At 43.7% G+C, this 12,551-nt stretch carries 15 protein-coding genes; 9 read left to right on the top strand and 6 right to left on the bottom strand.

The genetic code is table 11. The features are described 5' to 3' along the window. Window positions 1–9 precede the first annotated feature (9 nt). Window positions 10–1,005 carry an oxygen-dependent tRNA uridine(34) hydroxylase TrhO gene (trhO, locus tag DKT73_RS01865; protein ID WP_111636886.1) on the bottom strand — a complete coding sequence of 332 codons (996 nt, stop codon included), beginning with the start codon at window positions 1,003–1,005 and terminating at the stop codon, window positions 10–12. Between the two features lie 146 nt (window positions 1,006–1,151). Further along, window positions 1,152–1,844 carry a 2OG-Fe(II) oxygenase gene (locus DKT73_RS01860; protein ID WP_111637169.1) on the bottom strand — a complete coding sequence of 231 codons (693 nt, stop codon included), beginning with the start codon at window positions 1,842–1,844 and terminating at the stop codon, window positions 1,152–1,154. Between the two features lie 92 nt (window positions 1,845–1,936). Between DKT73_RS01860 and DKT73_RS01855 the strand changes: the two genes are divergently transcribed. Next, window positions 1,937–3,694, top strand: a complete 1,758-nt coding sequence (locus DKT73_RS01855) for a DNA repair helicase RadD (protein WP_111636885.1) — start codon at window positions 1,937–1,939, stop codon at window positions 3,692–3,694. A gap of 7 nt (window positions 3,695–3,701) precedes the next feature. Here the strand turns inward: DKT73_RS01855 and DKT73_RS01850 are convergent, their stop codons facing one another. Next, window positions 3,702–4,289 (bottom strand): TetR/AcrR family transcriptional regulator, encoded by a 588-nt coding sequence (locus DKT73_RS01850; RefSeq protein ID WP_111636884.1) that lies wholly within the window; start codon window positions 4,287–4,289, stop codon window positions 3,702–3,704. An 82-nt stretch (window positions 4,290–4,371) separates the two neighbouring features. Then, window positions 4,372–5,136 (bottom strand): DUF1499 domain-containing protein, encoded by a 765-nt coding sequence (locus DKT73_RS01845; protein ID WP_111636883.1) that lies wholly within the window; start codon window positions 5,134–5,136, stop codon window positions 4,372–4,374. Window positions 5,137–5,437: 301 nt separating this feature from the next. Here DKT73_RS01845 and DKT73_RS01840 point away from each other — a divergent pair, with 301 nt between their 5' ends. Then, window positions 5,438–6,142: a tRNA-uridine aminocarboxypropyltransferase gene (locus DKT73_RS01840; protein WP_111636882.1), complete on the top strand. Its 705-nt coding sequence runs from the start codon at window positions 5,438–5,440 to the stop codon at window positions 6,140–6,142. A gap of 61 nt (window positions 6,143–6,203) precedes the next feature. On the opposite strand, the gene DKT73_RS01835 is transcribed toward DKT73_RS01840, so the two are convergent. Next, window positions 6,204–6,686, bottom strand: coding sequence for a DUF2947 family protein (locus DKT73_RS01835; protein WP_111636881.1), 483 nt, complete (start codon window positions 6,684–6,686; stop codon window positions 6,204–6,206). Window positions 6,687–6,848: 162 nt separating this feature from the next. On the opposite strand from DKT73_RS01835, the gene DKT73_RS01830 reads away from it, so the two are divergent. Together DKT73_RS01830 and DKT73_RS01825 are read left to right on the top strand one after the other, a co-directional pair. Next, window positions 6,849–7,040 carry a hypothetical protein gene (locus DKT73_RS01830; RefSeq protein ID WP_111636880.1) on the top strand — a complete coding sequence of 64 codons (192 nt, stop codon included), beginning with the start codon at window positions 6,849–6,851 and terminating at the stop codon, window positions 7,038–7,040. 158 nt (window positions 7,041–7,198) lie between these two features. Then, entirely contained in the window at window positions 7,199–7,843 is a 645-nt protein-coding gene (locus DKT73_RS01825; protein ID WP_111636879.1) for an HAD family hydrolase, read from the top strand. 46 nt (window positions 7,844–7,889) lie between these two features. On the opposite strand, the gene DKT73_RS01820 is transcribed toward DKT73_RS01825, so the two are convergent. After that, complete coding sequence (locus DKT73_RS01820; protein ID WP_111636878.1) at window positions 7,890–8,918, bottom strand: nucleoid-associated protein; 1,029 nt, start codon at window positions 8,916–8,918, stop codon at window positions 7,890–7,892. A gap of 85 nt (window positions 8,919–9,003) precedes the next feature. On the opposite strand from DKT73_RS01820, the gene DKT73_RS01815 reads away from it, so the two are divergent. The 5 genes from DKT73_RS01815 (at window position 9,004) to fic (ending at window position 12,471) form a co-directional block, all read left to right on the top strand. Next, window positions 9,004–9,321, top strand: a complete 318-nt coding sequence (locus DKT73_RS01815) for a hypothetical protein (protein WP_111636877.1) — start codon at window positions 9,004–9,006, stop codon at window positions 9,319–9,321. 94 nt (window positions 9,322–9,415) lie between these two features. Further along, window positions 9,416–9,838 (top strand): VOC family protein, encoded by a 423-nt coding sequence (locus DKT73_RS01810; RefSeq protein ID WP_111636876.1) that lies wholly within the window; start codon window positions 9,416–9,418, stop codon window positions 9,836–9,838. Between the two features lie 120 nt (window positions 9,839–9,958). After that, window positions 9,959–10,588 carry an OmpA family protein gene (locus DKT73_RS01805; RefSeq protein WP_111636875.1) on the top strand — a complete coding sequence of 210 codons (630 nt, stop codon included), beginning with the start codon at window positions 9,959–9,961 and terminating at the stop codon, window positions 10,586–10,588. Window positions 10,589–10,894: 306 nt separating this feature from the next. Continuing rightward, the gene (locus DKT73_RS01800) at window positions 10,895–11,812 is read left to right on the top strand and encodes a restriction endonuclease (RefSeq protein ID WP_111636874.1); all 918 of its coding nucleotides are present in this window, start codon (window positions 10,895–10,897) and stop codon (window positions 11,810–11,812) included. A gap of 38 nt (window positions 11,813–11,850) precedes the next feature. Continuing rightward, window positions 11,851–12,471 (top strand): protein adenylyltransferase Fic, encoded by a 621-nt coding sequence (gene fic / locus DKT73_RS01795; RefSeq protein ID WP_111636873.1) that lies wholly within the window; start codon window positions 11,851–11,853, stop codon window positions 12,469–12,471. Window positions 12,472–12,551 lie beyond the last annotated feature (80 nt).

The following is a 12,551-nucleotide window of genomic DNA, read 5'->3' as shown; positions in this document are numbered from 1 at the left end:
TTAACCTAACTAACGAGCTTTTGCTTCACGCACCTTGCGTTGACGCTCTTTTTCCAAGGCTTTTTCTAAACGATGCTTCTCAACGGCATCCAACACCTCGGCACCAATATGCTCTTCGCCTCGCGCACGAGCAAGCTGCACTTGACGTTCACGCTCAATAAAACGCTGGCGCTGCTCATCGGTGAACTTATCAAAACAATGAACACAACTCACACCTTGAACATAGCGCTCATCTTGCTTTTCTGCCTCTGTGATAGGCATACGACAAGCGTGACATTGATCATATTCGCCTTTTTGCAGGTCGTGATTAACCGAAACGCGGTTATCAAAAACAAAGCACTCGCCTTCCCACAAGGTGTCTTCTTTTGGCACTTCTTCCAAGTATTTCAAAATACCACCTTCTAGGTGATACACCTCTTCGAAGCCTTGCTCAAGCATGTAAGCCGTGGATTTTTCACAGCGAATCCCGCCCGTACAAAACATAGCGACTTTTTTATGTTTTGCAGGATCCATGTTTTCTTTCACATAAGCTGGAAATTCACGGAAAGTCTCTGTTTTTGGATTAACGGCGTTTTTGAAGGTACCAATTTGCACTTCGTAATCGTTACGCGTATCCACCAACACCACATCAGGGTCAGAAATCAGCGCATTCCAGTCTTGTGGTTTGACATACGTGCCCACCACACGCTTAGGGTCAATACCCTCAACACCCATGGTAACGATTTCTTTTTTCAATTTAACTTTTGTGCGGTAAAAAGGCATGTCTTCATCGTAAGACTCTTTGGACACAATTTTGTCCAAGCCAGGCTGTTGATCTAACCACGCCAACATGGCGTCAATACCTTCACGCGATCCCGCTACCGTGCCATTAATACCTTCGCTAGCAAGCAATAAAGTACCGCGAATACCGTGATCTTCTAAGGTTTTTTGAAGGGGTTCACGAAGGGACTCAAAATGAGGCAGTTCAACAAACTTATAAAGGGCACACACGACAATTTTAGACATCTTTTTCTCCTATGCGATCTGGAACGTAAAACCAGAGCAATTAAACAAGGCGAGTATTATAGAGATTTATAGCGCCCTTTTCGAGTTGAAATCTAAAAAACCACACAAACAAAAAGGGATAACATAAAAAAGCAGAGCCGTTGCGACTATTGATCAGGGTCCAACGTTGTGCCAGTGGTATTATTGACACGAAACCAGCCTGCAATACTGTGTCGAGTTCGCTTTGCCAATTTGACCTCATGATAAAAACATTCACTTAAAAATACCGCCAAACGGCCTTTTTTTGGGAAAAACCGCCCCACTTCGACAGACGGATCGTTTTCATCGTAAATCACCAGTTCACCGCCATCGCCTTCTTGCCACTCTTCGTTCAAGTACAATACGGTAGACAAAATCCGATTACTCTCACCCTTGAACGCATCAATGTGTTTCTCATAAAAAGCGCCCTCTTCGTAACGAGCAAAATGCGCTTCATAATCAAACAACCCGAGAAACAAACGACGGTTCAACGCCACCCGCAGTTCGGCCATCATCTTCAAAAAATCTTTACGGATCGGGGTATCAGGGTCTATCCATTGAATATAGTCTCGACGCGCTTCTAAGGCTATTTGATGATCTTGTTTTCGACCAACACCCGCCTGCAACATAAAGGCATTCTGTATGCTTTCCGCTTCGTCCATCAAGGCTTGAGTGAAGTCCGTAGAAAAAAACGCATCCTGAACACTCCAGCCTTTCGTCTGTAGATCCATTAATAAATTTTCAAACGGTTCTTCGCGACTAAACGCGGGGATAGAGTTCTCAACATAAAGATGGGTAACAGGTAGCGCATGGATTGACATAGATGGATTAATCACTTCTAAAAAGGCAAAATAACATAGGCCATTATGATACTGTAGCCAAACACACAAAAACACCAAGATTTCACCCTTTTATGACCCAAGCCTTTCAATTACGCGACTATCAGATTCAAGCCGTAGACGCCTGTTTAGAACACTTTCGCCACACCAATGACCCTGCGGTTATCGTGCTTCCCACCGGCGCGGGCAAAAGCTTGGTCATAGCTGAACTCAGCCGATTAGCAAAAGGTCGCGTCGTGTGTTTAGCTCATGTCAAAGAACTCGTTGAGCAAAACCACGCAAAGTTTGTCGCCACCGGCACGTCAGCGGGCATTTTTTCAGCGGGACTGAAGCAAAAAAACAGTCACGAAAAAACCACGTTTGCCAGCATTCAATCCTTGTCGGCCAATCTCGATGATTTTAACGCCCCGGCCAGCCTTGTCATTATTGACGAATGCCATCGCGTTGGTTTAGAGGACGGCGGCCAATATCTGAAAGCCATTGAACACTTTCGCATTCTGAATCCCCAAGTAAAAATACTGGGACTAACCGCCACACCCTATCGCCTAGGCAGCGGATGGATTTACCAACATCATTACCATGGTTATACGCGCCACTGCCCTGACGGTTTTTTCAAAAAATGCATTTTTGAACTGCCACTGCAGCACATGGTTAAAAAAGGTTACCTAACCCCGCCCATCCATTATGACGCAGCCATCGCCCACTATGATTTTAGCCTACTGACGGAAAGCTTAGATGGCGAGCAAAATACCGACGACATTGCTTTAAACGAGCTCATTCACAAATACCCGCGCGTCACCAAAGCGGTGACAGAGCAAATACAGCAACTGAGCGAGGACCGTCAAGGTGTGATGATTTTTGCCGCGACCATCGATCATGCCAAAGAAATTGCCAGCTACCTTCCTGCCGAGACAACAGCGCTGGTGACAGGCAAAACCAAACTCAAGCAGCGAGACACCTTGATTTCGGCCTTCAAAGCCAAAGAGATTAAATACCTCGTCAATGTATCGGTATTAACCACGGGGTTTGACGCGCCACATGTAGACGTTATTGCTATTTTGCGCCCAACACAATCAATCAGCTTATTCCAACAAATTGTCGGTCGTGGATTACGCTTAAGCCCAGGTAAAAAAGACTGTCTCGTTCTAGACTACACCAACAATGGCTATCATATTTTCCAGCCGGAAATTGGCGAAAAGCGCCCTACGCCAGATTCCGTTGCCGTACAAATACATTGCCCTGCCTGTGACTTTGCCAATACTTTTTGGGGAAGAAAAGATGCGGAAGGCAATGTGCTTGAGCACTTTGGGCGCCGCTGTCACGGCTTAATAGAAATAGACGGCATAGAAGAACAATGCACCTATCGCTTTCGCTTTAAACGCTGCCCTTACTGTAATGAGGAAAATGATATTGCCGCACGACAATGCCAACACTGTGCCGAAAAATTGATCGATGCAGACGACTTACTCAGAAGTGCGCTCAACTTAAAAGACAACAAAGTACTACGCTGCGCTGGCATCACACCAACAATTAACCTCAAAGAAAAAAGCCTTAAAATCACCTACCATGACGAGGACGGTTTAACCCTGTCTGAAACATTTCGCTTTAATTTCAAAAAGTCACGACAAACATTTAATGACCTCTTTGCGCGCCGAATCGCCAATGGTAGCCAATCAATTGTGTTTGACAGGCTTGAAGAAGTTGAGCGTTTTTTACCCTACTTACCCACACCAGACTTCGTTATTGCCAAAAAGCAAAAGCAACATTGGCAGGTCACAGAAAGGTTATTTGATTACCAAGGGCCATACCGAAAAGCCAATGAGCTAACTTAACCGGCGACTAGCTCCGATTTTTAAGCGCGCTCCGATATGACATTTCAAACGGCAGGTTCATTCTTTTCAAGTGCTCAATTGCCTCTTGACCTAAAACCCCTTTCGGAACGGCGTTTAATAACACAAACCAATAATTAGCAATCATATTGTCCGCAAAAATACTCGCCGTTTTTTCGTCTACGCCAATTTGCTTAAATCGTTTAATAATACCCTCTGATATCACCGTCATTTGCTTGGTATGAAACCCTCCTTTCGCCAAGCTATCTAACAACACCAAACGCGTAAATTCTGCATATTGATCGTAAAAATCAAATAAAACTTGCGCCATTTGCAATAGGTAATCAATGGGGGAGGCACTGGCTTTTTGGGCAACCACAGCAGTACGAAGGGCCGCATCCATTTCGTCAAAAAAAATGTCTTTTACCAAAGCTAGCTTATCCGGAAAATGAACGAACAAGGTCCCCACAGCAATGCCCGCCTGATCGCTCAAATAGCGCGTGCTGGTGGCTTCAATGCCTTGTGTTAAAAAGGCCTGTTTGGCAATGGTTTTGATTTTAGATCGAGTATTGGCTTTTTGTTGTTGACGAAGGCTCACGTTCTCATTCCCCTCAGTAAGAAGTTAAGAGAGTCTAGCCTGTCTTATTTTCGATGACGAGTGCAATTTACTATACAGAGTATTAACGCAAAGAATTTACGCTGGGCATACCTGACTTGTTTAACGACTCCGACAAATCCCTCATAAACGATTCGATTCGCTCAGCATTGACCCCGTAGTCACCACTCCCTACTCTAGAACAAGAACGCATGTCCACACGAACCCGATTATTTTCTACCTGAGTGATACGAATCACCACATCGTCACGAAACCCAAAAATCGGCGTACGAGCAGTCGCTTCAATTATGCCTGCCCCAGCATACACAGCCACAATATCCCAACCACGTTCATCCACTAAGGTTGCCGCCGCGTCGTAGACAACAGACTTATCTTCTGAAGAAAAAACCGGCTTAACCTCGGGGTAATACTTAGCTTGAATGGGAGCCCATTCACTATTGTAATTGAGATCATTCTCTTTGGAACTGCGAATAAAGTTGACGTTTAGAAAGGTAGGAGGCATGTCCGTGTCCGTTGTGATGTCATTAATATCAGGCAAGCTGGCACGCTGTAGATAAAAGCCAATCCACATTAAGCTGTAAACCAGCGAAATAAGCAGCACTAGAATAAAAAAGCGGCGACTAGCAAGATTGCATTCTTTACGACAAACACCTAACGACAACGCAGCCAGCAACGATAAGAGCAACGAGGCAAACACACTTTTTCGCAACATGGAAAAGCCCGTTATCGGCTCAAAAATTCCAACTCGAACACCGGCAATAGAGATAAACGCAACACACCCTACTAACATGAGAAGAATGTATAAAACCGGAGAGATATAACGACTCATAGACAGCTCATAACGGAAAAATAATATCTCACACCATATCGCGACTTGATGACAACGAACAGAAGCAACAAGGCTGTTTCAACGCATTCCTTTGTATTTGCATATTTTCCGTAAATTTTTCGATAGCAAAGATTAAAGATTAGCAATCCTTATTAACAAATTGAAACAATCTAAACCAAGACTCGCCATCATTCATCTTTTATTCATTACCGCGGCACTGAACAGAACGCTAAAAGTTTACCTAGACATCCAAAACAAAAAACCGATAATAGCGCGCGATTAAAGACAGAAGATTTTATCCATGAAAACAGCACCAAACAAGCATTGTGTCGATCTATTGCGCGAGCAGTGTAAAACGGTTTCGATTCGCCCTTTCATTGCTAGAGGGTCGAGGGCTATTCGTTGTCCACATTGCCTAATGACGGAATTTGCTTGTTTTTGTCATTTAAGGGAAAACCAAACCTCTCCGGTAGAATTTATTTTACTTTTCCACCGAGACGAAATTCACAAGCCTACCAACAGCGGCAGACTGATTGCCGATTTATTTCCTCATGACACTCATGCGTATTTGTGGAGCAGAACCGAGCCCCAGCAAGCCTTGCTTGATCACATAACAAGCAAACAAGGCAATTGCACAATATTGTTTCCCAATACGCAAACAGCCAAAGAACAGAATAGACCATTCAGAAGCGTGATCCCATCAAACACCAATGGGGACACAAAACACACCTTCATTATCCTGGATGGAACCTGGAAACAAGCCAGTAAAATGTTTCACCAGAGTCACTGGTTAAAAGATATCCCACACTATGAAATCAATAGTGAAGCACAGCGATCCTTTCTTGTTCGCCATTCCAGCCATGAAATGCAATTTGCTACGGCGGAGGTGACAGCCATGCTGCTAGACACATTAGGACACAAAGAGCATGGCCAACACCTACTGCACTATTATCAAGCGTTTAACGAGCACTGTCTGATCAGTCGACAACGTGGAAACAACCCATAGCGCCAGATTGTGAAATAAAATAACCAAATATCATCAAAACGGTTTAGACGGACAAACGCAATCAAGATTCTCTAAAGAGTAAATTCACCCATCCATTGGAATGAAACTGCGCTGCTTGCTTTTTCTTTTTACCGACTAAAATCGGCCCGTTATCCAAAAATAAAAATGCCTTCCAAGTGCGCTTAAAGACACCCCAAGAAAGTTCAAACACCAATTCATTGTGACAACAAAAAAATACGGTTGTGTCATCTCCCCAATTAGAACAATGCGTTAGTACACCTTCAGGCAAAGAAGGCAGCTCGCTATCCCAGACCTTTTCCCATTGAATCTTGCCATCTGGGGCCTGTGTATTGGCTTTTTTCAACCAATCACGATCGGTAAAATGATCCGGATGCACTTGCTCATCACTGATATAATCTCGCCAAATCTGCCCTGCACGCTCCTCGCTTAATAAGCGAATTGCTTGCAAATCTTCCGGCTCAACCTTGGGGTCATTACGTTTGAAAATCCAATTTTTTGAAAAATGTTCTAACGATTGATACAAGAAAGTGTCCTTTGATAAATGAAACCATATAACAAGTTAAATGATGAAAAAAACTAACCTAACACGTGAAAAAGGATCGTTTGTTCAATCGGTCAAGCTTCTCTAATATTAGCATTGTTGTAATAAAACAACATTTTTTAAATAACCAACGAGGAGAATACTATGGACTCTCAACAACAATACGAAGCATTACTAGCAAAATGGGGCTATGCAGACACTACCGTTGAAGACCACGCTCGCCGTCAAAGACGCGCTCGTCGTGTAAAAGCTGTGGTTGCTTTTTTCAAGAACGCTTTCAAAGCGATCAAAAAAGCCAGCGCTCGTCCTCAGCAACTTGGTCAAGCAAGCAACTAAGCGCAACAAGAACACAATCTATTGCCATTGGGCGCTAGTATAACGTAAAGAGTTAGTCTTTTTTAAGGGGAGAAAAATAATAAAACCTCCCTCCCTTCCTTAACCCCGTTCAAATTCGTTATGATCCCTTTTCATTCACAACGAAACTTACTTTTCCTATGAGCTATTCTTACAAAGCCATCATCTTTGATTGCGACGGTGTCATTGTCGACACAGAAAATATATCCAACACCATCCTCAAGTCCATGTTAAGTGAATGCGGCCTAGAGCTCGATGACGAGACGCTGCACGCTAAATTCACGGGCTTCACCAATAAAGAAAATCTCATTAACGCGGAAAAACTGCTTGGCAAGCCATTACCTGCTGATTTCGATGAAGATTATAGACAACGTTTTCACGCTATTATCGAAGCAGACCTAGAGCCCATTACCGGCGTTCGTCAGTTACTCGATAAAATCACGGCCCCTATCGCCATGGCAACCAATGCACGACGCCAAGAAATGAACTTTAAACTGGATAAAATTCAACTAGCAGATCGTTTTTCCACTCGTTTTTGCGTTGAAGACGTGGAAAATGGCAAACCTGCGCCAGACTTGTATTTGACCGCTGCAAAAGCACTGAATGTTGAGCCTAAAGACTGCCTAGTAATCGAAGATTCTGTTGCCGGCATCACGGCTGGAAAAGCCGCAGGAATGCGTGTGCTCGCCTTTAGTGAAACACTCGATGCTAAAATGCAAATGGCCGCTGGGGCGACTGAATGCTTCAGCACTATGAAAGAGCTAGAAGGTTTGCTAGGTCTTTAACACACCCTCTAGCCGTTTTTGTCGTCCACTAAATTACCTGAGTAATTTAGTGAGACATAGACTGCAATTGTTTTAGCAGACTCTTCGGCAAGTCTTTAATCGTCAGCGTGCCGGAGTCTGCATTAAACACAACAGATTCCCCTAACAACTCACTGTCAAAACTAATGGTCAATGCTCGTGAACTTCCAGACAAACGGGTCAGTTTTTTCAGAGCCGCTTTCTCAACAAAAATTTCCTTTTCCATTTTGAAACTATCAGAGTCGGCAATTTCCAAAAACTTATTTGCCTGCTCGACAGAGAATCGAGATTCAACCTGAGAAGCAATCTCTTTAATGGCCAAGGGCTCGCGGTCTTGTGCTTTTGCTTGGCAATGCTCTGAAACCACTTTCTTAAATTCATTCGCCTGTTTAGACGGCAAACCTTCCGATTGACAAAAGGCAGCGGTCAAATCCACCAGCTTACGCGTCTCTTTCGCGGCAACCTTTGGCTCATCACAACCAATGAACTGAGTAAAATACTCACTCTCAAATTTCGGCGCACGACCAAAACGAAAGGAAATATAGCGTCCTTCGTCACCCGCTTGCCATGCGGTTAAATTGATGCGCAACGACATGTGCAACTTTTCCATCTCAATTTGTTCAATTTGCGACAGACTTAGATCCGCACCAAGACCAATGCCTTTTTTACGCTTTAACATCACGATGTATAAAAAATGCGTATCGTGAAGCTCATAATGGTTGAACCATAACAGGCCACCTTCTGCTTCTTCGACAGGCTCTAAATACTTTAAGTATTCTGCTGCACAATCCTTAGTAAAACCCGCAAAATCCACGAAAGTATCGTTCTTAAAATGCTTAAACAACAGAGCGGGCAATTGCGCGCCCTCTTCGCTTCCTTGAGGGTTAACAAAACGCCCAGTATTCATCCCCGAGCGATTAAAGAGATTCGTTACCTGAGCCGACAGAGCCTCAGCTTGCCCATCAACGGGGTTCTCATTTGGACGCGCAATCAGTATTGCTTTGCGCTCGCCTTCATGCTTTTGAATCTCATGCACAATTAAGTTGCTAATAGACACCAGCTACCTCTTACGTTTAATATGGATAATTACGATCAATTTTTAACCCATCGACTTGCATAGGATCTTCCCAAACCACAACACTATGATAAAACCAAAAACCACAAAGAGAGACACACGAAAAGAACTGGAATCTCTGGTAGATCAATTTATCAAGAAGAACGGAACCATCCAACAAGTCGACATGGGTGAGTCCGGTTTAGTTGATGGCAAGTATAACACGAGCCACATAGGCTTTAACGAGCCAAAACAAGATCGCACACCATTAAATCACGTTGTTGCGGCCATCCAACAACGAAAACACAGCAAATCACCGACCACCACACCGCCTAAAAAGCGCCCTAAGAAAAAAATCATCTATGATGACTTTGGCGACCCTATTCGCTGGGTCTGGGAAGAATAAGTATATAAAAAGGCTCTTCTGTCTATGGCTTTGAATTACTGAACTGATACTGCAATAATGCCACCACATATATTCATTACATTAGGGAGTTATCATGTCCATTCGATACCTACACGCCATGATAAGAACAGACAAACCAGAAGAAAGTCACACATTTTATACGCAAGGTCTAGGGCTCATTCAGACCAGACGCATGGACAGTGAAAAGGGCCAGTTCTCTCTGATCTACTATGCTACTGAAAAAGGCGCACCAGAAGTCGAATTAACCCATAACTGGAGTGATCGTACCTACACAGGCGGTGATCAATTTGGTCATTTGGCGTTTGAAGTCGACAACATTTATCAAGTGTGTGAAAAACTGCAATCTTTAGGTGTCACGATATTGCGTCCACCACGCGATGGCCACATGGCATTCATTAAAGACCCTAATGGCATTTCAATTGAGCTATTACAGAAAGGTGACTCTCTTGAAATCGCTGAACCATGGGCCTCAATGGCAAATATCGGCAGCTGGTAGTTACATTTCATTACAAAGTAACCGTTTGCTTAAACAAAGCTACAAAAATCTCATGGTTATTAAAAGTGTTTTTTCTTAAGCTAAAACGATACAAGTAATAACGAGGGTAACAATAACACTATGACTATTTTCATCAAAAGTATCAGCTTGATCGGAGTGCTCTTCGCCTTCAGTCATTCTGTTGCTGCAGAAAGTCTGTACGCATCTAATGTGCAGTCACGTCTTGCTGATGCGGATAGAGATGGGGTTATTGATGCCCGCGACCTTTGCCCTGACACGCCGAAAGATGCGGCAGTAGACAACTACGGGTGCCCTGACCAAACGACAAAATTACTGTCCGTCGAACTGAATGTCTTGTTTGACACGGGTAAAGCGGATATCAACCCTCGCTTCTACACAGAACTCAAAGATCTGGCTAAATTTTTACAAGACAATCCAACCAGCAATGTGGTTATCGAAGGGCATACGGACAGTCAAGGTTCTGCGGAATTAAACCAAGAGTTGTCTCAACAGCGTGCAAGTGCCATTGCCAATGTACTTATAGACAGTTTTAGAATATCACCAGACAGGGTAAAAGGCATTGGTTACGGTGCCAATAGACCGATTGCCACCAATGACACGGAAGATGGACGCAAACAGAATCGCCGTGTTGTTGCAGAAGTATACGCCAAACAACAATTTGCTAATGAACGCTGGACCATCTATAGCGTGGACAAAAATAGCAATACCGCACTAAATAATAGAAACTAGTTATCTTCTTGCCCCACTTCATTTCAATCATACTTAGAACAACTCCTAGAGCCCACCAATACTTCGCCGCAGCCAAACACATCGGCAAAGTACTGATCAAATTCCAGTCTTATCGTTACAGTAATACAAAAACCAAAAGATAAGCTCAGGGGCTTCTCTTTTTTGATAGATAAATACCGTGTTCCGTAGCACTTCAGCCACCCACATAGTGAACACCATAAAATGAAAATTCTCTTAAATTAGCAATGATGCCTAAGCGCACTTTACGGTAGAATAAACAAAAGTTTACCAGTATTAAGGAAGAGCATGATCCCTAATTACCAAGACTGCATGAGGCCTTTTTTGGAAGCCGTCAACAATGCATCGGATACGGAAGTAAAATTAAGAGACATCATTACGGCCATTAGCGATCACTTCCAACTGTCAGATGCAGAACGCGCTGAACCTTTGCCCAGTGGCAAGCAACCCATCATCGACAACCGCGTGGGTTGGGCACGCACCTATCTGAGCAAAGCCGGCTTAATCGACAGCCCGCGCCGCGCCCACTTTCAAATTACTCAACGTGGATTAAACGCCCTAAACGACCCAAACACAGAGATTAATACCCAATATTTAAAACAGTTTGAAGAATTCATCGACTTCACCAGCACCAGTACAAAAACAAACGATGCAAAAACACTAGAAGAACAAAACGTCGATGCCAACGACACACCCGACGAAGTATTGCGCAATGCCTACAAAACCATCAACGACGCCCTCGCCCAAGACATTCTAGAGCGCACTCGTAACGTCACGCCGGCTTTCTTTGAACAACTGCTTATCGACCTACTCATTGCCATGGGTTACGGCATTAATGGCTCAGGACACCGCTTAGGTGGCGCCTACGATGGCGGTGTTGACGGCGTGATAAACCAAGACCCTCTAGGTGTTGAGCAAATTTATATCCAAGCCAAACGCTATGCTCACGGTCGCAATATTACCCCAGAACAAATGAACAGCTTTGCAGGTGCCTTAGACAAAGTAAAATCCAAAAAGGGAATCTTTGTGACCACATCAGACTTCTCTACCAACGCCATCACAGAATCACAAAAATTCAGTGCACAAGTCGTACTGATAAATGGCCAACAGCTTGCGAAGTTAATGCTGCGCTATAACATAGGCTGCCAGACACAACAGACATTGCATTTAAAGCAAATAGACGAAGAATTTTTTGACCAAAATTAAACCGTTATCGCAACAGCATAAGATTAAGAGCACTCAAGATGCTATTGGACAATAAACTCAATATCACTGACCAAATAGAACTCTCGAAAGCAGAAGAAAAAATCAGTAAGCAAAAAGCGAAACAACTGTTTGACTCCAATGACATAGAAAAAATTGAGATTGGCACCTTTAAAGGCCTCGCCTATATCCACGCCTACTTGTTTGACGATATCTACCACTTTGCGGGTAAAATTCGCGAGGTAAACATAGCCAAAGGGGCTGATCTTCAAAATATAAGCCGATTTGCTCCTCTGATGTATTTAGAGCCATCACTGAAACACATCGACGCCATGCCTCAGAACAATTTCGACGAGATCATCGAAAAATACGTCGAAATGAACATCGCCCATCCATTCCGTGAAGGCAATGGCCGCGCTACCCGCATCTGGCTTGATCTTATACTCAAAAAAGAAATCCAACAGGTCATCGACTGGAATGCCGTCGATAAAGACGACTACTTTTCTTCCATGCAGCGCAGCGTCGTCAAAGACGTTGAAATTAAAGTGTTACTCAAACAAGCCCTAACCGATAAAATCCACGACCGTGCGCTATTTATGAAAGGCATTGACGTGAGTTACTACTACGAAGGCTACAGCGAATTTAAGACCGAAGAGCTATAGCTATTAGTAACAAATTTCTTTCCCAGCGCCTCTTCTTGCCCGAAAAACTGCCTTTGCATTGTCGATTTCACAAACTAAAA

The organism is Marinomonas shanghaiensis, from assembly GCF_003259175.1.
GTDB classification, from domain to species: domain Bacteria; phylum Pseudomonadota; class Gammaproteobacteria; order Pseudomonadales; family Marinomonadaceae; genus Marinomonas; species Marinomonas shanghaiensis.
The sequence above is the reverse complement of the archived record's forward strand: the minus strand, read 5'-3'. Positions and strand labels throughout refer to the sequence as shown.